Below are 25,294 nucleotides of genomic sequence, written 5' to 3'. Positions count from 1 at the left end.
ATCATTACGGTGCTACTTAACCCCAAGCCTGATGAAAAGCGATCGCCCCATTTTCCAACCCTTTCTTCAACGTCCTGAACTCCTTGCACCGGCAGGTAATTGGGAATGTGCCAAAGCTGCTGTAGAAAATGGGGCTGATGCGATCTATTTTGGTTTGGATAAGTTCAACGCTAGGATGCGGGCGCAAAATTTCACGGAGTCGGACTTACCGCAACTAATGCAATTTCTGCACCATCGGGGTGTAAAAGGCTATGTCACCGTCAATACATTAATATTTCCCAAAGAACTAGCACAGGCACAGCAATATCTCTGCACAATTATTGCAGCAGGTGTAGATGCAGTGATTGTGCAGGATGTAGGTATCTGTCGTCTCATCCGTTACTTATCGCCCGATTTCCCGATTCATGCATCTACGCAAATGACCATCACTAGCGCTGCTGGGGTGGAATTTGCTAAGTCTTTGGGCTGTCATTTGGTGGTACTGGCGCGTGAATGTTCTTTGAAAGAAATCAATAAAATTCAGCAGCAAATTACTAAACAGGATACTTCGCTACCCTTGGAAGTTTTTGTCCACGGTGCTTTGTGTGTGGCGTATTCTGGTCAGTGTTTAACAAGTGAAGCTTTAGGCGGACGTTCTGCGAATCGGGGCGAATGCGCCCAAGCTTGCCGAATGCCTTATGAGTTAATTGCTGATGGGGAAGTTGTAGATTTAGGGGAACGCAAATACTTACTGAGTCCTCAAGATTTGGCGGGGTTGGAAGTACTGCCAGATTTGGTCAAGTCAGGTGTAACTTCTTTGAAAGTTGAAGGTCGTTTGAAAGCCCCAGAATATGTTGCCAATGTTACCCGTGTTTATCGGCAAGCTTTAGATCGGGCGATCGCAGAATTAGAAAGACCTAACCCCCTAACCACCTTCTCTACAAGGGAAGGGGGGATAAAAGCTGCCCTCTCAGTTTCAGGGAAAAGTCGAATAGATCCAGAACGCTACAATCTAGAGATGGCATTCTCTCGTGGACTCTACACAGGTTGGTTTGATGGAATTAATAATCAAGAATTAGTTCACGCCCGTTTTGGTAAAAAGCGCGGGGTTTATCTAGGTGAAGTCACTCGTATTCGCAACGAAGAGGTGACACTTAAACTGAAAGCGCCAGTCAAACCAGGAGACGGAATTGTTTTTGACTGTGGTCATCCAGAGGGTAAGGAAGAAGGCGGTCGGGTTTATGGGGTGGTACACAAAGGTCAGGAAACTGTACTAAATTTTGGCCGGGACGACCTGAATTTTCGTCGGATACATGTAGGTGATAAAGTTTGGAAAACCAGTGATCCAGAACTCGATAAACAACTGCGTCAGAGTTTTGCTGGGGATAATCCCCAATTTCAGCGTCCTATTTATTTAGAAGTTCATGGAGAAGTTGGTCAACCATTAATTGCGATCGCCCGCGATGAACTTGGTAATATTATCCAGATGGAATCTGCTATTTCTCTGGTAGAGGCACACACTAAACCCCTGACCACTGAACGTTTGCAATCACAGTTAGGTCGTCTGGGTAATACTCCGTTTTATTTGGGGTCGCTAGAAAATCATCTCATTGGTGCTGCGATGTTGCCTGTAAGTGAGTTGAACCGAATGCGGCGGGAGATAGTCGTGCAGTTAGAGGAGTTGCGGATTCAACCCAAACGCTGGCAATTGCATTCTGATGTTTCTTTTCAAGATTTACTTCCCCCTTCATCTCCATCATCTTCCTTATCCCCTTCACTTATAGTTCTGGTACGAAACCTCAAACAACTCCAAGCTGCCCTAAAAGCTGGTATTGAGACACTTTACTGTGAATTTGAAGACCCCCGCGCTTACAAAGAAGCGGTGCAGCTAGTACGTCAACAAAATCAAAACTCCACCATCTGGGTTGCACCACCCCGCATTACTAAACCTGGAGAAAACTGGATTTTGCAACAAGTATGCGCCTCAGAGGCAGATGGTTATCTGGTACGAAATTATGACCAACTGCAATTTTTTGGCACAGACCGTTGTATTGGTGATTTTTCACTAAATATTACCAACCTCTTAACAGCAGATTACTTTCACCAGCGCTTCGGTTTAGAACGGTTAACAGCATCCTACGACTTGAACATTAATCAATTGGAAGATTTGCTTACTAGTTGTCCTCCCCAGTGGTTTGAAGCGACAATCCACCAACATATACCAATGTTTCACATGGAGCATTGTGTTTTTTGTGCCTTCCTCTCTACAGGGACAGACTACACTAACTGTGGACGACCTTGTGATAAACACGAGGTGAAGTTAAAAGACCGCGTGGGTAGTGAACACGTTCTCAAAGCAGATGTCGGTTGTCGTAATACTGTATTTAATGGTACTGCCCAAACTGGAGCCGAGTATATACAACGTCTGATAAACATTGGTTTACGCCACTTCCGCATTGAATTTGTGAATGAAACACCAGAACAAGTAAGCAAAACAATACATTGCTACCGCCAACTACTACAAGGTGAAATTACAGGTTCTCAACTCTGGCGAGAGTTGAAATTGCAAAATCAATTAGGGGTAACTCGTGGTTCTATGGAAGTGTCTGCAATTCGGTCATAATTGCAGTTTGTAGTAGGGACTTTAGTCCCCAAAGTCAGGACTAAAGCCCTAATTACCAATATTTTTTATTCAGCTTGATTAACGAGACATGGTATAAGTATTGAACATTTCTAGATGTAAACTCCAGATGAACATAGATGAGCAACCAAAATTTACAATATTAGAAATTCAAGACCTTAATGTTAATTATGGCGGTATTCAGGCTCTCAAAAAAATTAACTTAACTATTCAAAAAGGTGAGGTAGTTACTTTAATTGGTGCAAATGGTGCTGGTAAAACTACCACACTCCGGGCTATATCTAAAATAGTTAATCCTAGAAGTGGTGAAATTATCTACAATGGACGCAATATTACTCGCCGCCCAGTCCATAAGATCGTCAAAATTGGTATCGCCCACTGTCCAGAAGGACGCAGAGTGTTAGCGAAGCAAACAGTTTTAGATAATTTACTTTTAGGTGCTTATATTCGTTCCAATAAAGCAGAAATAAAAGCAGATATTCAGCATCAATTTGAATTGTTTCCACGCTTGGCACAAAGACGTAATCAACTAGCAGGAACCCTCAGCGGTGGTGAACAACAAATGCTAGCGATCGCCCGTGCTTTAATGAGTAGACCAAAACTACTGCTTTTAGATGAACCTAGCCTGGGTTTAGCACCTGCGATCGTTCGAGAAATTTTCTCAATTATTGAAAACTTACGTGCTACTGGCGTGACTATTTTGTTAGTTGAACAAAATGCTCATTTAGCTCTACAAATTGCCGATCGCGGATATGTTTTAGAAGCTGGTTCTATAACTTTGACAGGTGTAGCATCAGAATTAATTAGTGATGAACGAGTCAAAAAAGCTTATTTGGGATGAAGACTTGAAAGGCAAAAATAGATGGTGAAATTACCAACTAAACCCCTAACATAATTGCGGGATGATTTATCTCACGCAGAGGCGCAGCGAAAAGTTGTCAGGAGGGTTTCCCTCCGTAACAAACTTTTCAAGACAGAGGCGCAGAGAGAATAAGGAGTTTAAGATTTCAATACATCGTGCTTCATCCCATGATTCAGCAACGCCGAAATTCTTTCACCAGATCAAAATCAAACGAAAGTCACCGGAAATATTTTGCACTGTCTCAAATACGGTAGTAGTTTCGGATGGTTGATTGATCCAGAGGAGCGATCGGTTTTAGTCTATCCCCAACAACAGCAACCGGAACTTCAACAAGAAGAACATGAAGTATTACCAGTTCTTGATTTAGTTAGTAATTTGCAATTGACTGTAAGACAATTATTTGGATGGTTAAAATTGTAGGAGTTGAGCCGAATGGTTTTTAAACTGGAAAACGTTATTCCTTGGGGGCGTTCGATGAAGGAATACGTCAAAATGTTTAATTTAACTCCTGAAGAACTCAAATTAAATATACTTGATTGTGCTGGTGGGCCTGCTAGTTTCAACGCAGAAATGACACTTCAAGGCTATAAAGTTATTTCTTGCGATCCAATTTATCAATTTACAGCCGATGAAATTAGTAAACGGATTGAAGATACTTATGAAACAGTCGTCGAAGGTGTTAAAGCCAATCAAGAATATTATATTTGGCAAGATATCCAGTCGCCAGAACAAATGGGCGCAATTCGCATGGCGGCAATGCAGCAATTTTTGGCGGATTTTCCTATAGGAATTATAGAAAAACGCTATATAAAAGATGAACTACCTATATTACCGTTTGTCACAAATCAGTTTGATTTAGCTTTATGTTCCCACTTATTATTTACTTATTCCGATAACTTTTTAGAAGCATTTCATTTATCATCAATTTTAGAAATGTGCAGAGTTGCTAAGGAAGTACGGGTTTTTCCATTATTGAATATATCAGGTGAAACATCGCCTTGGTTAAATCCAGTAATTAATGAATTAAAAAAGCAAGGATATTCAGTAGAAATTAAAAAAGTCCCTTACGAATTTCAGAAAAATGGCAATCAAATGTTACGTGTAAATTCAGATAGATGAATCCAAAATTTTTTATACGCGAGACTTGGCTTTATCAAATAATAATGAAGCGGTAAGTGCTGCCATTCCTATAAATGATATTCCCAGACGAATTAAATGATAAAAATGCCACTGATAACGAAGAGTAGACCAATTAGTGGGAGCAGTGAGCAAAGTCCAATTATCAATTTGCTGATTGAGTGGTTGAATAAATAATGCCCAAACAATCAACATCAAAATCATACAAGCTAATCCAACTAAAGTTAGCCAAAAAGACTTTCGCTGGCGACGAATTAAAATAGTTGCTAGCCCAGCAGAAATGAGAGATGGAATCTCAATGAAAGATAATTTGACTTTATAGCTAATTACTTGATTTTGTACCAAGATGTAGCAATCAAGAGGCAATGATAACTTTCCTGGCATCTGCATAAAGTGTGCGTAAGAAACGCCCAACTGTACGCCCATTAAAATAACTGCTAGTAGCTGAAAAACTTTGAGTGCCATTGATAATTCCTAATTACGATTAAAACAGACGTAAAACTAGGGCTGACACAATACTACTCGCTTAAGGATCATTGTAGGTTGGGTTAAACGAAGTGAAACCCAAAAAAACCCCAGACATGTTGGGTTTCGTTCCTCAACCCAACCTACAAATATTAAGCTTTTTGAGCTTAACCGAGCAGTATTGAGGGCTGACAAGCATAACGACTTTTTACTAGACAAAGCTCCTCATCATCAGAGTATATTAAATTGAAAGCCTACTTAAGCGTGGTTCTATTTTGTGTAGCCCAAGGCTTTAGCTAGGGGAAAATATATAAAAACTCATGAGTCAAATAGTCTGGATCGCAAGACACGCCAACCGCCTCGACTTTGTAAATCCTGATTGGTTTCTCACCGCAGAACGACGCTACGATCCACCTTTGTCTGATGACGGAATTATCCAAGCACAGCAGTTAGCTAAACGCTTAAAAAGAGAACGAATTGCCCATATTTTCGCTTCTCCTTTCTTGCGGACAGTACAAACAGCCAATGCGATCGCCCAAGTGCTAAATTTACCCATTAAATTAGAAACAGGCTTAAGTGAATGGCTTAACCCTGCTTGGATGACAGAGGAACCAGAAAGACTGTCAGTTTGGGCGCTAGCAGAATTATTCCCCAGAATTGATACTAGCTACACCTCACGTATCGCGGCTAAATATCCTGAAACTCACGAAAAAGTGCGCGAACGTTCTGGGCAAGCCGCTAGATGTTTATCTACAGAGTTCTTCCCACACGATATTCTACTTGTAGGACATGGTGCTTCCGTATTAGGTGGGGCAATGGGGTTAGTAGGGGAAATTGCCAAAACAGAAGTTAAGGCTTCCCTGTGTTCCTTAGTAAAAGTCGTGCGTCAAGATCCAGAATGGTTGCTAGAACTAAAAGGTGACACTTCCCATTTGACTCATATAGAAGAAGTAATTCGATTTAACTAATTCCCATTAACTATAACTGGTATGACCTTATTATTAGCAGGAGACACTGGCGGCACAAAAACTATTTTACGTTTAGTTGAAACCTCAGATTCATCAGGGTTACATACTATTTGTGAAGAAGTTTATCTTAGTGGTGACTTTCCTGATTTAGTGCCGATGGTGCAGCAGTTTTTGCAAAAAGCTAAAACACCAACACCACAAAAAGCTTGTTTTGCGATCGCTGGGCCAGTGGTTAATAATACCGCCAAGCTGACTAATTTGGCATGGTTCTTAGATACCCAACGCCTCGAACAAGAATTAGGCATCGCCTCAATTTCTTTAATCAATGACTTTGCTGCTGTTGGTTATGGTATTTTTGGTTTAAATAAACAAGACCTACTAACTTTACAAGTTGGCAAACCCAAACCCGATGCCCCTATTGCCATTATTGGTGCTGGTACTGGCTTAGGACAAGGCTTTTTAATGAAACAAGGAAATCAGCATCAAGTTTTTCCCTCCGAAGGTGGACACGCTGATTTTGCCCCCCGTACCGAGTTAGAGTTTCAACTCTTAAAATATCTGCTGGATAAACATGATATCCAGCGTGTTTCTGTAGAACGAGTAGTTTCTGGATTGGGAATTGTCGCAATTTACCAATTTCTGCGCGATCGCAAAATAGCCACCGAATCACCAGAAATTGCCCAAATTATTAGAACTTGGGAACAAGAAGCAGGACAACAAGAAAAAAGTGTTGATCCTGGTGCTGCTATTGGTAAAGCAGCATTACAAAAAAGCGATCGCCTTTCAGAACAAACTTTACAATTATTTATAGAGGCTTACGGTGCAGAAGCCGGAAATCTTGCCCTTAAACTTCTACCCTACGGCGGCTTATACGTTGCCGGTGGCATTGCACCTAAAATACTTCCTTTAATCCAAAACAGCAATTTCCTGCTCAATTTCACTCAAAAAGGTAGAATGCGTCCTATCCTTGAAGAAATACCTGTATATATTATTCTCAATCCCCAAGTGGGGCTAATAGGGGCTGCTTTATGCGCTGCTAGGTTATAAATCCTCACTAATAAAAAACTTCACGCCACTTGCGGGATGAAGTTTTTGGGCATGGGGCGTGGGGCATGGGGCATGGGGCATGGGGAATGGGGCATGGGGAATGGGGCATAGGTTATTTTCTCCCTCTGCTTCCCCTGCTTCCCCAAATGTATCAACTTTAAAGTGAAACGGTATAACTTGTGGTTTAATAATCGCAAATTATTAACTTATTAGACTGAATAAAGGTTTGATTTTGTTGAGTAACGATTATGACTACAGAGGAATTTCTACGATTGATCGCAAAACAGCGCCCATGCCCCCTGACATTACCAAAAGCATTGCAAGCCTTATGGTATGACAAGCAAAGTGATTGGAACCAAGCTCATGAAATAGTTCAAAATGTGAGCGATGCTGATAGTGCTTGGGTTCATGCCTATTTACATCGTAAAGAAGGCGATTTGAACAATGCTCGTTACTGGTATCGACGTAGTGGCCAGCCAGAGTTTTTAGGAGAGTTAAATCAAGAATGGCAACAAATCACTTCTTTATTATTGAATAAAGTTAACACAAATCATGGATGCTGAAGAACTGACACGGCGTTATAACGCAGGAGAAAGGTATTTTCCAGCAACAGACTTAAGTAAAACTAAGTTGATTGGAGCCTATTTGCCTGGAATTAATTTATGGGGAGCCGACTTAAGTAGAGCTAACTTAGCTAAAGCCAAACTTTGGGGAGCTGATTTAAGTAGAGCTAACTTAGCCAAAGCAAACTTAACTAGAGCGAATTTGAGTGGTGTGAAACTACAAGAAGCAAATCTGCGAGGAGCTAAACTTAACCTATCCAAATTGTACGGAGCAGATTTAACTGGTGCTTGCTATGATGACAGCACCAGCTTTTCTCAAGGTTTTGACCCCATCAGCAGAAATATGAAAAAGCTTTAGCTTTAGAACATATACCATGAAAGATAAAACTGTCAGTTCGCTCATTTTTAGGGACGCTCAATTGCTTGTTTGGGATTACCTTTATCAGCGAGATTCATCGAACTTACGTTGTTAAATATCTGACGGTTGTTTTTAGTTGTAGTCGTCAGATTTGCCTATATCATATATCTTTAGATTGGGAAGTTAGTTTTTAATTTAAGCTGTCTATTCAGAGCGAGTGCGTTTGATTGTCAGCATTGGAGAATCAATATCTAAGATAAAATTTTCATCAATAAATTCCAGATTTTCATCATAAATAAGAACCAACTTACCCACTTTTTGAAAATTATTATTTGTTTTTTGTATGTCATCAATAGCAAAAGCTATTAGAAAAAACTTCAGTTGTAGAAAGCGTTTATTGTAGGTAACGCCGATAGAACTACTGACTAGTTCTGTTTCTATGGTACGAGGCAAAGTAACTATTTCATAATATTCGTCTTGTTCATCCCAGTAACCGCATATTTGATAATCACATAGTTTAAGATGCTCTTTGACAAGAACATCAGTATTTAAATTTTCTAGTATTTCAGTCAAATATTGCCAGACTGGATGATTTTTTAATTCGATTCTTGTCATACTTAATACTGATTGAAAAATATACAGTATCAGCTTGGATATCTGACCAATTTTTGGGTAAAGCTTCCATTTAGTTAAAAACAATTACACGAACGATAATCTCTAAATTTGTTTTTGTAAAAAATACCGCTGATGACCTGGGGGAAAGTTTTCTAAGATCCCAAAAATTTCGTAGCCTAGACGTTTATAAAAGCCCAAAGCCTGAAAACTGAAAGTATCGAGATAAGCGCGATCGCAACCACGTTCTTTAGCTGTTTGTTCGGCTTTGTGCATTAATTGTCGTCCATATCCCTGACCTCGCAGTGTATCCAAAACCCACAAATGCGAGATAAATAACCATCCCCAGTGTGTTTTGCCAACTAAACCCCCAACAATTTCACCTGTAGCATCTCGAATTAAAACGGCTAGAGGATACGCTATATCTTTTTCTATCTGGCTGTTATTGTTGTAATCAAGAATATTGCCAATTACAACCTGAATATCTTTTAATTTCGGATTATCTTCAACTGTTATTGTTAGTTCTGTCACTTGAAGTTATACCATTTTGAAAAAAGAATGCGACAGATGAGTAGGGAACATTGCCCATTGGTGTCAACTGAACGCGAAGCCTTTGCCCCGCAAGGAACTTCAGTTCCTTGCTAATAGCCAAAGTAATCTTTAGATTACTAGATATTGCCCAAAATCTTGAGTCTACTTTAGTAGACTTTCGCTATTAGCCTGGGAATTGATTCCAAGGCGGGTGAGAAGGCCAAGCCTGAAAATTGCTGTAAATTGACACAGGTGAGTGATGTTCCCTACGAAGAATTTATCTGTCGCAAACATTATTTGAATTGGTATTACTAGCACTGCATGGCTACAAGATCATAGAATTATACACTTTTAGCTTTATGTCTTTGATCTTTGACCATCTTGTCACTTCACTGTACCCCTATGGGTAATAGAATAAAAAGCGAAGCCTTTGTACCACCTTTAACTATCTAAAATGTAGAGGGTTAGCAACAGATTTAAAACTGGTAAAATAAAAAATCTGTATTCAAAATAGGCTTGTAGCATCTAAAACGCTCTAAAAATTTTTATGACTTCCCGGATTCGCTTTTTGATGTGCGCTCCTGACCACTACGATGTGGACTATGTGATTAATCCTTGGATGGAAGGGAATATTCACAAGTCATCGCGCGATCGCGCCGTCGAACAGTGGCAAAAGTTACACCATGTCCTCAAAGATCACGCCATTGTAGATTTAGTAACGCCCCAGAACGGTTGGCCTGATATGGTTTTTACCGCCAACGCTGGCTTACTACTAGGGGATAACGTTGTTCTTAGTCGCTTTTTACATAAAGAACGTCAAGGAGAAGAACCCTACTTCAAACAATGGTTTGAGGAAAATGGTTACACAGTTTATGAACTGCCTAAAGATTTACCCTTTGAAGGAGCCGGAGACGCACTCCTCGACCGCGAAGGGCGTTGGCTCTGGGCAGGATACGGCTTTCGTTCGGAATTAGATTCTCATCCTTATCTAGCCAAATGGTTAGACGTTGAAGTGCTGTCTCTACGATTGATTGATGAGCGCTTTTATCATTTAGATACTTGCTTTTGTCCTTTAGCTAACGGTTATTTACTTTACTATCCGGGTGCTTTTGACGCATATTCTAACCGCTTAATAGAAATGCGAGTAGCGCCAGAAAAACTGATTGCAATTACCGAAGCTGATGCCGTCAACTTTGCCTGTAATACGGTGAATGTGGACAGTATCGTGATTATGAACAAAGCCAGTGATACTTTAAAAACACGGCTAGCAGATGTTGGTTTTGAAGTCATTGAAACGCCTTTGACTGAATTTCTCAAAGCTGGTGGTGCAGCTAAATGTCTTACCTTGCGGGTAACAGAACCAGTACGAGCAGAAGTTCATGCTAATGTCTCAGTAGAAAGCCGGATTATTCGCATCGAAGGACACTTACTTGATTCTGGTTTAATTAACCGCGCTTTGGATCTAATTATCGATTCTGGCGGTAGTTTCCAAGTTTTGAATTTCGACTTGGGAGAACAGCGGCAAAGTACATCAGCCGCTGAGGTTAAGGTATCAGCACCATCCCACGAGGTGATGGAAGAAATCATCTCCCAGTTAATTGATTTGGGTGCTGTCAACTTGCCCGAAGACGAGCGAGATGCCAAACTAGAGCCTGTAATTCAAGCTGGCGTAGCTCCCGATGATTTCTACGTGAGTACGATTTATCCTACCGAAGTACGGATCGATGGGCAATGGATGAAGGTAGAAAATCAACGCATGGATGGCGCGATCGCAATTTCTCAAACTCCCAATGGCTTAGTTGCTAGGTGTAAAATCCTCCGGGATTTAGAAGTAGGCGATCGCGTCATTGTAGATGTGCTAGGTATCCGCACCATCCGTAAACCGGAATCACGAGAACAACGCAATACTCAAGAATTCAGTTTTATGTCCGCGGGAGTTTCTAGCGAACGCCGTGTGGAATTAGTTGTGGAACAGGTAGCTTGGGAATTACGGAAAATTCGGGATGCTGGCGGTAAAGTAGTTGTCACAGCTGGGCCTGTAGTGATTCATACTGGCGGTGGTGAACATTTATCACAACTAATTCGGCAAGGATACGTACAAGCGCTGTTGGGTGGTAATGCGATCGCAGTCCACGATATTGAGCAAAATATCATGGGTACTTCCCTCGGTGTGGACATGAAGCGGGGCGTTGCTGTCCGTGGTGGACACCGCCATCATCTTAAGGTAATTAATAGCATTCGCCGTTATGGCAGCATTGCTAAAGCAGTTGAGGCGGAAGCAATCAAAAGTGGTGTGATGTATGAATGCGTCCACAATCATGTACCTTTTGTGTTAGCTGGTTCGATTCGAGATGATGGGCCTTTACCTGATACCCAAATGGATTTGATTAAGGCACAGGAAGAATATGCTAAACATCTAGAAGGTGCGGAGATGATTTTGATGCTCTCATCAATGCTGCACTCGATTGGTGTGGGAAATATGACACCTGCTGGTGTGAAAATGGTATGTGTGGATATTAATCCAGCTGTGGTTACTAAGTTGAGCGATCGCGGTTCTGTAGAATCGGTGGGTGTGGTGACTGATGTGGGGTTATTCCTTAGTTTGTTGATTCAGCAGTTGGATAAGTTGACAAGTCCTTATGTGAGTAAGGTAGGTTAAGAGACGAACCGCAGAGGCGCAGAGGGCGCAGGGGAAGAGAATGGCGAGAGTCGCTTTCAACAGAGGGTTGCAGGTTAATTGGGTCAGTTGGTTTGCTGATTTTCTATTGGTGGGGATGGTTTTTGGCCCGCCTGTTGCTCCTTTTTTGGCTGCGTCTGGGGTGTCTTTGCTACCGGGTATTGCGGACATCATTTACTTCATGGGTAATCATGTATGTCCGCAACCCAATATGGGGTTAGATTTAGCGCCCCCGTTTATTATGGCTGTATGTATGCGTTGCTACGGCACTGTCACGGGTTTGTTGATAACTCGCTTACTGTATGGAGTGACTGGCGGTAAGGGTTTTTATTGGTTAAGTCAATATGGCTGGAATGGTGCAGCGTTAGCTAGTGTGTTAATGATGGCTTATCCTTTGGAATTGGCAGCGCAAATTTTTGGTTTATGGGGTTTTAATAATTACGTAGTAACGCCTTTTGGGTTGATTACGGGTTTAGCATGGGGGTTGTTTACGATGCCGATTTTACACGGTTGGCATGAAAACTGACTCTATTTTTTATCAGTTATTTCAAAACTTCCCCAGCATATTTTTTGAGTTAATTGGTGAATCTGCAACAACTGGTGATGCTTATAAATTTACATCAGTTGAAATCAAGCAAACTGCCTTTCGCATTGATGGTTTATTTTTACCTTCCATTCATTCTTCCAACCAACCAATATATTTTGTAGAAGTTCAGTTTCAATCTGATTCGAGATTTTATTCCCGCTTTTTTAGTGAAATATTTCTTTACCTGCGTCAATATGAATTACCTAATGATTGGCGTGCAGTTGTGTTGTATCCTCAACGCAGTATAGACCCGGAAGTGCATATACACTATCGCGGTCTGCTATTGACTCAGCAAGTACAACGCATTTATTTAGATGAATTAGGAGAAGACGCAGACCTTTCGCTAGGGATAGGGGTAGTAAAATTAGTTGTAGAATCAAAAAATAGAGCAACTGAAGAAGCACGACGATTAATCAACAAAGCTAGGCAAGAAATTGTTGATGAAACTGTCCAAAAGCAAATTATAGAATTGATAGAGACAATAGTTTGGTACAAATTACCACAAATGACTCGTCAGGAGATAGCAACAATGTTTGGATTAAGTGACTTAAAGCAAACCAGAGCATATCAAGAAGTCCGAGAAGAAGCCAAAAAAGAAATTAAAGAAGAAATTAAGGAAGAAATCAAGGAAGAAGTTCTATCAGAAGCAATACCCCGATTATTGACGTTAGGGTTAACTACCGAACAGGTAGCAGAAGCTTTGGGTTTGTCGCTTGAGCAAGTGCAGCAAGCGATGAATCAAAAAAACTCTGATTGATCAATGAAAACTGACTCTATTTTTTATTAGTTATTTCAAAACTTCCCCAGATATTTTTTGAGCTCATTGGTGAATCTGTACCAAATTCTGATAAGTGTCCTAGTAAATGCCTTGAAGTATGGTTATATTTTTAGGCGAAGCGATCGCAGTATTCATAGTTTTCTCTTTGTCTAGTTTTACTGACCAGTTTTAATTAAAAATTAAAGATTAAAAATTGTAATTGTCTTTAATTTTTAATTGAGTTGACACTAAATGCTTAACGGGTTTCTATGGAGAGTGAGAGATTGTGTTTGCTGCTAACCAAATTTTGCGATCGCGCATGGCTGACATTGCAGCTTCCCAAGTGAAAGTAAATGACTGAAACGATTCTGGTGTAATTCTATCTTTGTCTAAAGCTTCGACAACTTTCTCAAATTTATCTAACAAGTCAGAGCGAATGTTTTCTAAAGTATTGATATCTGAACAAGTTTCAATTTGTTTGAGAAGTTGAACAATATCGTGATTGTAGTCATCACCACGATTTTTTTGAATCTTCTCAATTTGCCCTTTTAACTGCCAAATCCAAGACCCCAAGAGTAGTACAACCGTTAATATTAATCCAAAGTACTCGGCATTTTCTTGAATAAAGTTGGGTTTTTCTCGATCATAATAAGCAGTTGCACCTCTATGGAGTGGTAAACCAGTCCCGCCGACTGTTTCCGGAGGACTAATGTTTGCTGCTAAAGACATTTTCCTCGCCAACTCTTGACGATACTCATACAAAATAGAGGTAACTTGGCGGATAATATCCCCATCGACTACTTTGGAAGCTAAAAGTGTTCTCTGTACAGTTACAGTAGGTAAATCTGTAGCTGGAATTGGAGGATTTCCCTGATAAGCTCCTTTAGGTATAAATGCTGGTTCAATAGCTGGCTGAGTAATTTTCATCGCCGCAGCTTGGTCAATTGGTACTAACCTACCACCACTGTTTTGCACAAGTTCTTGGATGGATAAATTACCTGGAGGACGGACGCGAAATACTGCGTCTACTTGCTGGTTGCGAAAGGCTGTATCAGCTGCTTTCTCAGACATTGGTTTGTATGTAAAATCGCTTGATGTCAGCCGATAATGTTGAGCCAGCAACCAAAATGATTGATATTGACCACCTCCTTGTGGTGGTAAAGCAATACGTTTACCCTTAAAATCTGCAACTTGCTTGATACCAGATTTATCAGTCACAATTAGCTGAAATGCGTCTGAGTATAAATTGCAAATTAATCGAGCTGAGGGAAGTGTGGGAATATCAGCTTGTGCGGTAGCTAGTTGTGCTTTGTTGTCTTCTAATAATTGGATATTTTCTTCAGTACCTTTAGTTTCTAGAAGTTGGATTTGAATCTTCGGCTCGTGTTTGGCGATCACTTGGGCGATCGCCTGACTTAAAATATAACTTTCCCCTTGTTTCGATCCCGCGGCGATCGTCAAGCGATGCACTTGGTTAAGATCGATAATGAAATGTACTGCTAGAAATATCGTCAAGCCAAAGCTCAACAGCAAAGGAATCAGCAGCCTGCGGTTCATTATAATTACAGATATTTTGGCAAAATATATTTATAAATTTTACCGTACACTGCCAAACCATTCAGTAATTCCTTGAGCGATCGCCTTTGCCATCTTTTTTTGTTCTAATGGGTTGATTACCTGCTCAAATTCATTAGGGTTGCTCATAAAGCCCAACTCCAGCAATACCGATGGTGCAGCATTAGGACGTGTTAGCGCTAGGTTATCCCAAAACACGCCATAGGAAGGTTTACCTAATTTTTTGACTACATAATTATGTAGAAACATCGCTAGGCTGTGGGCTTGGGGATGATACCAAAAAGCGGCAAATCCCTTAGTTTTTTCCGCATCGCCATTGTCAGGTAAGGAATTATGATGAATCGAAATTGCGATCGCAGGTTCTTCTTGATTGATAATTGCCTGACGCTCTGCTAAAGAGACATCTTTATCGGTGTCTCTGGTCATCACGACCGTTGCCCCTAACTGTACCAAATTGTCCCGTACCAACTTCGATACAGCCAAATTGACATCTTTTTCTAAATACCCAGTTGGGCCACTAGCCCCAGATTCTTTGCCACCATGCCCTGGATCAAGTACAATTTTGATACCAGATAAAGGCTTTTGTCTTTTACGCCCGATTGGGGGTGAATGACGCAAAGTCAAAACCAGGGTTGTACCGTCATATCTCAGTTTATATCCCCACTGTTGAGCTTTTTTAAGGTTAAAAGTGTATTGCACCTGTTCCGGAGTCACCTGCTGCCAATCTAATCGAGAAATTAAGGGGTCATCATCAAGACGAATAATGTCTGTTTGGGCAGTAGTGTTATAAAGTGTGAGGGTGAAATTTTTATCACCTTGTTGCACGCTGACAGGTACAGGAACTTGTAAAGGGAAAATGATCTCCGTTGCTTGAGGAAGCTGACGATATCCGACACTACGAATAATTGTGCGTGGCGGAACAGCACCAGTCAGAACGCGAGTCTCTTTACTATTAATCCAGGCTCCGTAATCTAGGCGTAACCATTCACCTTCTTTGCCTGTAATTGCTGCCCTAGTTCCTTGAGGCAGTGGGGTAAGTCGAGAATAATCGGTACTAGGGCCAGTGCGTGCTACTCCTGCATCTGCTACAACTTCAACAACTGGTAACTGTGCAGGTGAGAGAATTTGAATTTTACCAGCCCCAGGTTGAGTTGTCGTCTTACCGTTGAGTGTGAGTCGAAACTGAGGTGTTCCCAGATTTACCTCTTTAGTTGCATCTGCCACAACAGCACCAGAGGTGATGTTATTACCGTAAATCAGGGTTTGAGAAATGAGTTGTTGGCCTGTAGTGCAACCCTCATACTTGCCTGCAAAAGACTGAGCATTAGGGCGATTCTGCCCGGTGAGAGCTGCCGAATTACTTGGTAATTGCGCCTGTTGAGGTTGGGGTAGAAGGGCAATAGTTTGATTAGCCAGGTTCACAGATACACTGGCATTAGGGGGTGCAATAGCTTTAAAACAAATTAATTCCCCAGGTAGTCTGGCGATGTCAGTATCTGGAGTTAAAGAACCTTTAGCAAAGCCTAACCCTTGTGGTAACTCAGGCTGAGTAGACAGCCTAATCACCTTAATTTGAATTTCTTGATTTTGGTGACGTACAGTAAAGAGATTCTCTCCTAACTGCAATGGTAAGCTGGGGGAAAAATAACCGGCAGGGCTACGAGTTATTGGCTTACCATTAATGAAAACCTGACCATTCGGTGGCGCACTACCAAGAAAGAAGATTTTTTCCGCAGTTGTCTGATAGTTTGTCTGAGGAAAAACGACTAACACAGATGATTCTGCCAATGCTACGGAGGAGGTAACTACTATATAGCCTGATATTACTAACCCTAAAAGTTTTTTCACGGCAAAAGCCCAAAAAAATTTCACCACAGTTGAGTGTGGCACAATGACGAGATGTGTTTTGAGAAGTTGCTAAAAATTCCAACTAAATATGACTAAGTTTATCTTTGTGACTGGGGGTGTGGTTTCCAGTATCGGCAAGGGCATTGTAGCAGCAAGTCTGGGACGTTTACTCAAATCACGAGATTATTCGGTGTCGATTTTAAAACTCGACCCTTATATTAACGTTGACCCAGGTACAATGAGTCCCTTTCAGCATGGAGAGGTGTTTGTTACCAAAGATGGTGCTGAAACAGATTTAGATTTAGGACATTACGAACGTTTTACCGATACTTCCATGTCGCGGTTGAACAGCGTCACCACAGGTTCAATTTACCAAGCGGTAATTAATAGAGAACGTCGCGGTGACTACAATGGCGGCACAGTGCAGGTTATTCCCCACATCACCAACGAAATTAAAGAACGGATACTACTAGTTGCAAAAGATACTCAACCAGAGGTATTAATCACAGAAATTGGCGGCACGGTAGGAGATATTGAGTCACTGCCGTTTATGGAAGCTATCCGCCAGTTACGTAAGGAGGTGGGACGGCAAAATGTGCTGTATATGCATGTCACATTAGTACCGTGGATTGCCTCTGCTGGCGAGATGAAAACCAAGCCAACTCAGCATTCTGTTAAAGAACTGAGATCTATTGGCATTCAACCAGACATTTTAGTTTGTCGCAGCGATCGCCTGATCCCTCTAGGATTAAAACATAAATTGTCAGAATTTTGCGATGTAGCGGAAAAATGTGTGATTACTGCCCAAGATGCCAGCAGTATCTATGAAGTACCGCTAATTTTAGAACGGGAAGGACTAGCACAGCAAGCGCTGGAATTGTTGCAGATGGAACAGCGCCAACCAAATCTAACGCGTTGGCAAACGATGGTGGAACGGTTATATAGTCCCAAGTACACTGTGGAAATTGCCATTGTTGGTAAATATGTACGCTTAAGTGATGCCTATCTCTCAGTTGTAGAAGCATTGCGCCATGCAGCAATTGCCACTTATGGAGATTTACGCCTCCGTTGGATAAATTCCGAAGATTTAGAAACTGAAGCAGTCGAAACTTATCTGGCGGGTGTAGACGGTGTACTTGTCCCAGGAGGCTTTGGGATTCGGGGAGTAGATGGCAAAATTGCCGCCATTAAATATGCCCGCGATCGTCAAATTCCTTTCTTAGGTTTATGCTTAGGAATGCAATGCTCCGTAATTGAATGGGCTAGGAACGTAGCAGGACTAGCCAATGCTAATAGTTCTGAATTTGACCCTTCTACCAACTATCCAGTAATTAACCTGTTACCAGATCAACAAAATGTGGTTGATTTAGGCGGCACAATGCGTTTAGGTGTATATCCTTGTAATATTCTTCGCAACAGCCTCGCTTTCAAGCTTTATCAACAAGAGGAAATTAAAGAACGGCATCGTCATCGGTACGAGTTCAACAATAATTACCGCCAGATGTTATTAGATTCTGGGTATCTTATTAGTGGGACTTCTCCTGACGGACGCTTAGTGGAAATTGTGGAATATCCCCAACATCCCTTCTTTATATCTTGTCAATTTCATCCAGAGTTTAAATCGCGTCCCAGCAACCCACATCCTTTATTTAAAGGATTTATGGCAGCTGCGATTAGCAGAACTCATTCAACATCCGGCTTGCAAACACCCGTGGAGGTATCTTAAATTAATTTGTAATTCGTAATGGCGTTTGCGGATTCGTACTTCACAGTTACGTTTTGTAATGGGGGTTTTACTCTGACACAAAACCGTTGCCTGTAGAGGCAGACAGCAACATTAACTTGAGACTTAAGAAATTTTTTGATATACAGGGTGCCTATCTTTCATAAACTTTGGACTTAAGGAGATGTTGTGGCGTACTGGGTGAAAATCCTTTACGAGAGGAAAGAATATGTAGTAAACTTTGACCGTGTGAATGCTTTTTGTTATGAAAAGAATGGCAGGGTAACTTTTTGGTTGCCTGATAGTGCTATTCCTGTTGTGATTAACCCCCAAAGTAATATAGAAGATTATCAAAAGGTGCTGGACTATCTAGAATGCGTTACAGAATTGGAAATAGAGAATGCCTACTGGGTAAAAATTCTGTATGAAAAAAATGAATATGTAATTAATCTCACTTGCATTAGTTCTTTTTGTCAAGAATCTAATGGTAGGATAACTTTTTGGTTGCCTGATGGGACGATTCCGATTATCATCAACCCTGTGAGTAATCCAGATTCATATCACAAAATTTTAAAATTTATTCAGAAAACTACAGGATATTCTTTAAATAATTCGTAATTGATAATGGGCTACGCCCCGCTACGCTCTAAGCGCAGCTATGCCGCAGGCTTTACGTAATTCGTAATTCGGTTTTTTAAAAGAGATTTAGACTTTGCCATAAAAATTGCTGCTAAAATACGAAATTTAGGTATTGGTAAAAGCAAAAGGTTTTTAAGCCTTATACCCTTATTCTCTTGCACTTTTTTCTCAAAAAATAGCCCAAAAGCCTACATGACAAGACTTTTAAAGCTATTCAGCAGACCCTACTTATTTATGGCGTTCGAGAAAAACACCGCCTTTGAGAGTTCCTGGTTCACTACCGTAACTGCTGACTGTTAGCGATCGCAGATTGTTAAAAAATGGTTTCCCTAGTACTTCTACTAGCTTGAGAATTGGTAGCTGGCGTTCTAATAAATCTTGACTCTTTGTCCAATCTAAATATACGTAACCCTGATTTGGTTGGGGAATAGCAGCGATACTATTTTGGAAATTGCGATCTTTAATTAAGGAATTTTCTTTGATTGCGATCGCTTCATTCAAAGTTTCCAAGTTGGAGGCGAAAATTTCATAATTGCCTAGGGTGGTATGCACTCCTTGGACTTTTGCTTCCACGGCATATTTTGGTCGATCTTGAGGTTCAGTCTGTTGTGTAGCAGCAGTTAACTCTATCCAAGCAGAGATTTTTTGCTGATTTAGATTAAGGGAACTATTACTGAGTCCACTAGATGAGGCGATCGCATCTAAACGAGAAATCCCTTCTGCTACATTTTCTAATTTTTCTACTACAAACATCCAATCAGGAGTTGTTTGACCTTCACGAGGTAACAATGCTAGGGCGTATTCTCCTTTTATCCAACTGAAGATATCTTGTTGCAAGTTAATGTTTCGGCTTTCTTGCAATTTTGCCAAGGGTTGTACCACTCTAGAAATTATATCTGTTTTAGAACCAGATATAGCTGTTTTTATTTGTGTCCAAAGTTTGGCTAAATTGCTGTTAGCTAGATCGCTCAAATCAGAACTAGCAATTACCAAACTTGCGTTAGTTGGGATATATTGCAGTGCATCTACAGGTTTAGAGAGTAGCGAGGATGGGGTGACAGTTGCCGATGAAGTCAGAAAACTCGTTTCTGCGAGTAAACCCTTGGGGTTCAAAGTCAAGGCAATAATCTCGCTATTATATGTCGGTTCTGGTAGCTCTAACTCTTGCCATTGAGCAATGATAGGGAGATTAAGAAAAGCCGCCGCTATCAATCCTTGAGGCAATTTTTGAGTGGCTTTTTGGTATTGAGGTGAACTGGTTAAATTGAGATCGGGAACCTGGACATTATTGATTGCGTCTCGCAGCACTTTAGGATCATTGGCAAACAACACAAAACCATCTACAACTGTACCGACAAGTAAATCCTGCTGTGGTTGAGAATTGTCATAGAGCAATTTTGCACCTTTGTATTGTTCAACAACTAAATTGCCTCCAGCCAATACCTGCTTGGAAAACCACAATTCTACAAACTCACGACTTTTTTCTGGTTTATTGGTTGCTAATGCCATCAAATACCCTGGCTGCTTGCCGTTTTCAAAGTCACGATCAATGTCTAAAGTGGTGACAGCCAGTGTAATTTCGTTGCCTAACCAAGGTTGAATATCTTGTTTGTAATCTATACCACTCTTAGTTAATAAACTGGTTTTGAGTTTAGATAATTCTTCTTCACGCTCCCAAGCCTGCAACTGGTCGGGATTAGTCAATAATGATACCATTACAGGAGCCAACTTAGATACGAATATAGCAGCATTAGGCCCAGTAGTAGAAGCACCAAGGTTAACTGGACTTTTCCCGGAACAGCCAGCGATCGCAAATATTAGCACAGCGATCGCACTAGCTACTAAGAAATTGAAAAATGAGCGTTGCCTATTCACTCTAGTAATTGTCCTTTGATTATTAAGTCCTCTACTGTAGTGTAGAGGATTGATCATTCGTGAGAGATTAAGCTAATTGCACTTTTGTCAAGAGGGAAGCAGCGAAAGGAGATAAATCCAGTTTATAGACTGGCTTTCGCAGCGCTTCAACTACTCCTAAATCTTGATTCTATTGCTAAAATTAAAAGACAATAAATTAATATTTAACTTCAACAGATAATATCAAAAAATAACTCAGTTCACCTGAAATCATATAAAAAAAGATCCTAATTAATTGGATCTTGTGATGTACCCAATTCCCAGATTTGGGTAAAATTTTTGTACATTTATTAGTAAAGGTTAAGCTTGATTATTTTTTGCTGATTTAACTTTTTTTGACATCAGCCAAGCAATACTGCAAACACTGAAAAGACCAATCCAGGTTGTAGGTTCAGGGACAGAGGTATAGGAGACTGCATCGCTGAAGGTTTGATTGCCGACAATAAAATCATATCCGGCAATTTCGTAACTTATGGAAGCATCAGATTTGTTGTTAAATAAATATGATAAGCCGATAGATGAATTACCTACCACATTGGCAAATACAACAGGCCCTAGTGAAATTGGATAGTCAATATCATCCTTCTCTGTATAAACAGTTTGAGGATCATTGTTGAACGCAAAATTTAGTTGCTGAACTGGTGCTGTGGGAATGGCTTCATTATTGAAAGTCAAGTCATCAAAGCTGAAAGAACCGCTACCATTCACTAAAGAACTATTTACAGTGAAATCATAATTAATAATTGCAGCATCAGCTGCTTGTTGGCTAACAACATTAAAACTCAAAGACAAACTAGTAACAACTAGTGTTAATTTGGGAACTAGTTTCATGTTAACTTTCCTCAAGATAAATTTCTGCGATCGCTTTTAGAGGGAAATAGGCCATACTCTTGACTGCAAAGTGAAATTTCCTCAATACTTGCGGTCAGCTAAACTTAAAATCCCAAGTTTAAGCAGAATTTAATCAGAGGTAAACATAGCACCAAAATTTCACAGCACTTTTTAGCTCTGTACCCTCTTAATTGCGAATTACAAATTAATAATTAATTCCCTCGTAATGGAGCATTTAAGATTTTATCAATGCGATCGCGTGTTTCTAAAATGTGTGCTTTAGTATACTCATCACTGGAGTTAACCTGCTTGAGTTTATCGTCTAATTGTCCTAGTTTATACCACGCTAAAGTCCGGGCATCTTCGGGTACATACTTTTTCCGCAACACCATTGATGACAAAAGGTCTAAATATTCGCGTTGCAAACCCCGTCGCATACTGGTAATTTTCAGCGGTTCGCCTTTTGGTTTTAGCACCTCTGTCCAGATTCCACTTTGCAAAGTATCAAACAATTCTGGTAGTGTGAGTGCTTCACCTTGTTGAGTTTTAAGTTCGATATCTTTGAGGCGGAAGAGGCGATCGGCTGAGAGTAAATCCCGCAAAACTGAACTTTGCATGAATAATATCAATTCAGAAATGGGATAATCTAACCGACCAACCTGTGGACTAGTACCCCAATGTCGCCAACGTGAAGGTGCTAATTTATTCAGTAGTTCTGGCGAGAAGTTTAATGCACCCTCTGCAAACATATACTTTTGCAGTGTCTCTAATGCTTGCCGTTGTTCTTCTACGGGAACTGCTTCAAAGGGTAATCGCTGCTGTTGTGCTTTGCTTGATGATGCTTCGCTAGGCTTAACTCGGTGAAAGCTTTGTCCACCAATATACTTACTTGTATAGTATATTTGCTGAAAATAGCTATTTAAGACCGTGCTAAAGCGATCGCTCAAATCGCTATAACTTTCCCCTGCTACTGGGAAACGTTTATTAAGTTGTTCCCACATCAACCGCGAATTATCCAACTGCCAACGAGAATACAGCAATACATTACTACTGTTATCCCAAGCATCCGCAGTAGGGTCAAGGTCATACACATCTTCGTCAGTAGAATAACTTAACTCAGGCTGATTATAAGATTGATCAGCAATTTCCTGTAAGATGGGCTTTTCGGCGATGGGACTTGTTGCTTGAGTTGGTATATAACCGTACTTAATTGCCCAGTCATCGTACACTCCCACCATATTAGGAAAATAATCTCCTTGTTTTGTCCCTTGAGGTGCAATATTTGGCGGAATGTAATCCATCACCGAAGTAGTCAAACCTTTGGCGCGGGTGATTTCAGTGTTATTCATCTCTTGCGGTGGTAGCAGGGTACTACCACGGAAGTTGTGACGTAAACCCAAGGTGTGTCCAACTTCGTGAGCAATAATTAACCGTAAATATTGATGGATATATTCTTTGAGTTCGTCTTGGCTAGCTGTAGTATCTTGCAGTAGTGTCATTGCCATAGAACCAAAGGCAAACTGATTTGCAGCTTCCATTCCATAGCATAAATCGTACTCACTGGCCATTTTAGATAACTGAGGAAACAATTTTTTTGATTCTGATTGTTCCTCTTCTTCATTTTTGTTCTCTTTGTCACCTAAACTGTTGGCACAAAGCAGACGATTTTGCATTAGTGCCGATAAAGAAGTGCGGGTTGACATTTGGTTAGGCTGGACAATTTGGCGATATTCACTTTTTAATGCCCGGACAAAGCTAGCATCTACAAGAATGTCTGCATCGAGAATTTCTCCAGTCAATGGGTTAACGCGGGATGGCCCCATCGCAAAATAACCGTCTACTGTGTTAATCCAACGAATTGTGTTGTAACGAATATCGCTGGGGTCCCATGTAGCATTATCCGGCATTTGGCGCACTTCGATCGCATCCTTAAATCCGGCTTTGAGAAAGGCTTTGTTCCACATCAGTACCCCTTCTTTAATGGCATCGCGGTACTCAAGTGGCACAGCATTATCAATCCAGAAAATAATCTGTTTTTTGGGTGGAGAAATTGCTGCTTTCGGGTTTTGTTTTTCTAAATTCCAGCGATTAATGTAGCGGACAAAAGGATCGCTGCGATCGTCTTTGGTTAAGTCTTGGTAAGCAGTAACGAAATAACCAACACGTTCATCAGCCAAACGCGGACGGTAATCGTTGTCTGGAAGTTCAGAAAGACTGTAATGAACGCGTAAAGTAAAGCCGCGTCCGTCAGCTAAGACGGCAAAATCTGGGATATCCTTCTTACTACCGCTACTGTTGGAAAAGTTCAAAACCGATTCAATTTCTAAATTTTGGGGAAAAGCTTTAGCATTGCCAAAATACGAATCGTCTGTACTGGCGGAAATACCTAAACTTAAAGACAATCCAGCCAAGTCTTTAAGTAGCAAATCACCCAAGTCAACCAGCAGAGTTTTACGTTCTGGATGAATACTTTTGATCGGAATGCTGTAAAGAACAGAATCACTAAAAGACCGAGCTAGCGATCGCGCTTGGGGATCACCGTCACGGGTGCGAAAATTTACATTGCGGACAACAAAATGTAAGTTGTCATCTACCCGTTGCCAATAAAACAAAAAATCTTGCAATGGCATCCCACTGTAAATACCTTTTTCACCAATGCCCGATTCTAGCGTTGCCGTGGCTAAATAATTTTTATCAAGCTGCTCTGGTTTAATTTCTAAATATATTTTATTCTTTTCTTGATTACGATAGAGAGTAAAAAGTCCCCCCTGTTTTTTAGTATCTTTAATTACTTCGTCAAATTCTTCTAAGTCATCCTTTTTTGGAGTTTTCTTATTTGTATTAGGCTTACTTTGCGATTTAATGGTGGTGTTTTCAGTTTGCAAAAATGGTTGCTGTCCTGCTTTGTTTGTATCTTTAACTACCCAAGTAAAAGGCTGTTGTTGTGGTTGTTGATCGTGATTAATCACCCATAGAGAAGAAGCAGGGGGCAGCACTTCGGCTACGGCTCCTGAGCGACTTGTACTGAGCGTAGTCGAAGTAAGTCGAAGGGCGCTCAGTGACCGGGGGCAGGGGGCAGAGGGAAAAGATGTAATTAACCTTGTCCCTGTCCCTTGTGTATCTTTTAAAGAATTTTGCTTAGAAGGAAGCCCTCCCACAGTGCTGCTCACTCTTGGCAACTTCTCTTCTTGTGAACGAAAGCACTTCTGTTCTTCTGCTTTTTGATTAGTAGACAAAACTGTATTGATTTTGTTATTAGGTAGTGACTTAGCGTTAGCATTTGATATTCCTAAAAATAAACTATGCAATAAAATTACATAAAAAGTTACTCTCTTCATTCATCCCATCCCTGATAAAGATCACTAGTTAGTTTTTAATTTTTGCCAAATTAAAGTATCTTAATCTCATCTAATATAGCCAACTCAAAAATACTCCTAACTAACTGATATTAAAGGGAGACTTTTGAGTTAAGTTTTAGCCGAGATTTTTATGCTTAATGGCGCTGTTTTACTGTAATATCTTTCCTAAAAGTTGCACTGTAGCAAACATTACGTCTGATTTTAAAATTCAGACTTATAGAG

At 40.6% G+C, this 25,294-nt stretch carries 20 protein-coding genes and 1 pseudogene; 13 read left to right on the top strand and 8 right to left on the bottom strand.

The genetic code is table 11. From position 1 onward, the window contains the following. Positions 1-31: 31 nt before the first annotated feature. The 4 genes and pseudogenes from QI031_RS19430 (at position 32) to QI031_RS19415 (ending at position 4,601) form a co-directional block, all read left to right on the top strand. Complete coding sequence (locus QI031_RS19430) at positions 32-2,602, top strand: U32 family peptidase (RefSeq protein WP_281481297.1); 2,571 nt, start codon at positions 32-34, stop codon at positions 2,600-2,602. Between the two features lie 127 nt (positions 2,603-2,729). Continuing rightward, positions 2,730-3,461: an ABC transporter ATP-binding protein gene (locus tag QI031_RS19425; protein ID WP_281481296.1), complete on the top strand. Its 732-nt coding sequence runs from the start codon at positions 2,730-2,732 to the stop codon at positions 3,459-3,461. 204 nt (positions 3,462-3,665) lie between these two features. Beyond that, a pseudogene (locus QI031_RS19420) lies at positions 3,666-3,902 on the top strand (Uma2 family endonuclease); the annotation flags it as partial. Between the two features lie 12 nt (positions 3,903-3,914). Then, complete coding sequence (locus QI031_RS19415) at positions 3,915-4,601, top strand: SAM-dependent methyltransferase (RefSeq protein ID WP_281481295.1); 687 nt, start codon at positions 3,915-3,917, stop codon at positions 4,599-4,601. Between the two features lie 12 nt (positions 4,602-4,613). On the opposite strand, the gene QI031_RS19410 is transcribed toward QI031_RS19415, so the two are convergent. Then, positions 4,614-5,084: an anthrone oxygenase family protein gene (locus QI031_RS19410; protein ID WP_281481294.1), complete on the bottom strand. Its 471-nt coding sequence runs from the start codon at positions 5,082-5,084 to the stop codon at positions 4,614-4,616. A 320-nt stretch (positions 5,085-5,404) separates the two neighbouring features. Between QI031_RS19410 and QI031_RS19405 the strand changes: the two genes are divergently transcribed. The 4 genes from QI031_RS19405 to QI031_RS19390 all read left to right on the top strand — a co-directional run bounded on the left by QI031_RS19405 (position 5,405) and on the right by QI031_RS19390 (position 8,020). Beyond that, positions 5,405-6,052: a histidine phosphatase family protein gene (locus tag QI031_RS19405; RefSeq protein WP_281481293.1), complete on the top strand. Its 648-nt coding sequence runs from the start codon at positions 5,405-5,407 to the stop codon at positions 6,050-6,052. A 21-nt stretch (positions 6,053-6,073) separates the two neighbouring features. Next, entirely contained in the window at positions 6,074-7,099 is a 1,026-nt protein-coding gene (locus QI031_RS19400; protein ID WP_281481292.1) for a glucokinase, read from the top strand. 248 nt (positions 7,100-7,347) lie between these two features. Further along, positions 7,348-7,662 (top strand): hypothetical protein, encoded by a 315-nt coding sequence (locus QI031_RS19395; RefSeq protein ID WP_281481291.1) that lies wholly within the window; start codon positions 7,348-7,350, stop codon positions 7,660-7,662. Beyond that, on the top strand, positions 7,652-8,020 hold the full coding sequence (locus QI031_RS19390; protein WP_281481290.1) for a pentapeptide repeat-containing protein: 369 nt from the start codon (positions 7,652-7,654) through the stop codon (positions 8,018-8,020). Before QI031_RS19395 ends, QI031_RS19390 begins: the two co-directional genes overlap by 11 nt. A 204-nt stretch (positions 8,021-8,224) precedes the next feature. On the opposite strand, the gene QI031_RS19385 is transcribed toward QI031_RS19390, so the two are convergent. Next, a complete protein-coding gene (locus QI031_RS19385) occupies positions 8,225-8,635 on the bottom strand; it encodes a hypothetical protein (protein ID WP_281481289.1) in 411 nt (136 codons plus the stop codon). Positions 8,636-8,737: 102 nt separating this feature from the next. After that, positions 8,738-9,163, bottom strand: coding sequence for a GNAT family N-acetyltransferase (locus QI031_RS19380; protein ID WP_281481288.1), 426 nt, complete (start codon positions 9,161-9,163; stop codon positions 8,738-8,740). Between the two features lie 547 nt (positions 9,164-9,710). Here QI031_RS19380 and argZ point away from each other — a divergent pair. Genes argZ through QI031_RS19365 form a run of 3 tightly spaced genes read left to right on the top strand, consistent with a single transcriptional unit; the run spans position 9,711 to position 13,183 of the window. Then, on the top strand, positions 9,711-11,822 hold the full coding sequence (gene argZ / locus QI031_RS19375; RefSeq protein ID WP_281481287.1) for a bifunctional arginine dihydrolase/ornithine cyclodeaminase: 2,112 nt from the start codon (positions 9,711-9,713) through the stop codon (positions 11,820-11,822). A gap of 40 nt (positions 11,823-11,862) precedes the next feature. Continuing rightward, positions 11,863-12,366 carry a DUF2085 domain-containing protein gene (locus QI031_RS19370; RefSeq protein ID WP_281481286.1) on the top strand — a complete coding sequence of 168 codons (504 nt, stop codon included), beginning with the start codon at positions 11,863-11,865 and terminating at the stop codon, positions 12,364-12,366. After that, the gene (locus tag QI031_RS19365) at positions 12,356-13,183 is read left to right on the top strand and encodes an Rpn family recombination-promoting nuclease/putative transposase (RefSeq protein WP_281481285.1); all 828 of its coding nucleotides are present in this window, start codon (positions 12,356-12,358) and stop codon (positions 13,181-13,183) included. The genes QI031_RS19370 and QI031_RS19365 overlap by 11 nt, the downstream gene beginning before the upstream one ends. 267 nt (positions 13,184-13,450) lie before the next feature. Here the strand turns inward: QI031_RS19365 and QI031_RS19360 are convergent, their stop codons facing one another. Next, the gene (locus tag QI031_RS19360) at positions 13,451-14,740 is read right to left on the bottom strand and encodes a TAXI family TRAP transporter solute-binding subunit (protein WP_281481284.1); all 1,290 of its coding nucleotides are present in this window, start codon (positions 14,738-14,740) and stop codon (positions 13,451-13,453) included. 39 nt (positions 14,741-14,779) lie between these two features. Further along, positions 14,780-16,606 carry an N-acetylmuramoyl-L-alanine amidase gene (locus tag QI031_RS19355; protein ID WP_281481283.1) on the bottom strand — a complete coding sequence of 609 codons (1,827 nt, stop codon included), beginning with the start codon at positions 16,604-16,606 and terminating at the stop codon, positions 14,780-14,782. A gap of 88 nt (positions 16,607-16,694) precedes the next feature. Here QI031_RS19355 and pyrG point away from each other — a divergent pair, with 88 nt between their 5' ends. Both pyrG and QI031_RS19345 read left to right on the top strand, forming a co-directional pair. Continuing rightward, positions 16,695-18,332, top strand: a complete 1,638-nt coding sequence (pyrG, locus tag QI031_RS19350) for a CTP synthase (protein ID WP_281481282.1) — start codon at positions 16,695-16,697, stop codon at positions 18,330-18,332. Between the two features lie 186 nt (positions 18,333-18,518). Continuing rightward, the gene (locus QI031_RS19345; RefSeq protein WP_281481281.1) at positions 18,519-18,947 is read left to right on the top strand and encodes a hypothetical protein; all 429 of its coding nucleotides are present in this window, start codon (positions 18,519-18,521) and stop codon (positions 18,945-18,947) included. Between the two features lie 249 nt (positions 18,948-19,196). On the opposite strand, the gene QI031_RS19340 is transcribed toward QI031_RS19345, so the two are convergent. From QI031_RS19340 to QI031_RS19330, 3 genes are all read right to left on the bottom strand, one after another. Continuing rightward, the gene (locus QI031_RS19340; protein ID WP_281481280.1) at positions 19,197-20,843 is read right to left on the bottom strand and encodes a DUF3352 domain-containing protein; all 1,647 of its coding nucleotides are present in this window, start codon (positions 20,841-20,843) and stop codon (positions 19,197-19,199) included. Positions 20,844-21,182: 339 nt separating this feature from the next. Continuing rightward, the gene (locus QI031_RS19335; RefSeq protein WP_281481279.1) at positions 21,183-21,713 is read right to left on the bottom strand and encodes a PEP-CTERM sorting domain-containing protein; all 531 of its coding nucleotides are present in this window, start codon (positions 21,711-21,713) and stop codon (positions 21,183-21,185) included. A 212-nt stretch (positions 21,714-21,925) separates the two neighbouring features. Next, the gene (locus tag QI031_RS19330) at positions 21,926-25,051 is read right to left on the bottom strand and encodes a zinc-dependent metalloprotease (RefSeq protein WP_281481278.1); all 3,126 of its coding nucleotides are present in this window, start codon (positions 25,049-25,051) and stop codon (positions 21,926-21,928) included. Between the last annotated feature and the right edge of the window lie 243 nt (positions 25,052-25,294).

Source organism: Halotia branconii CENA392 (assembly GCF_029953635.1).
Classification (GTDB): Bacteria; Cyanobacteriota; Cyanobacteriia; order Cyanobacteriales; family Nostocaceae; genus Halotia; species Halotia branconii.
This window is presented reverse-complemented; position numbering and strand designations above follow the sequence as displayed.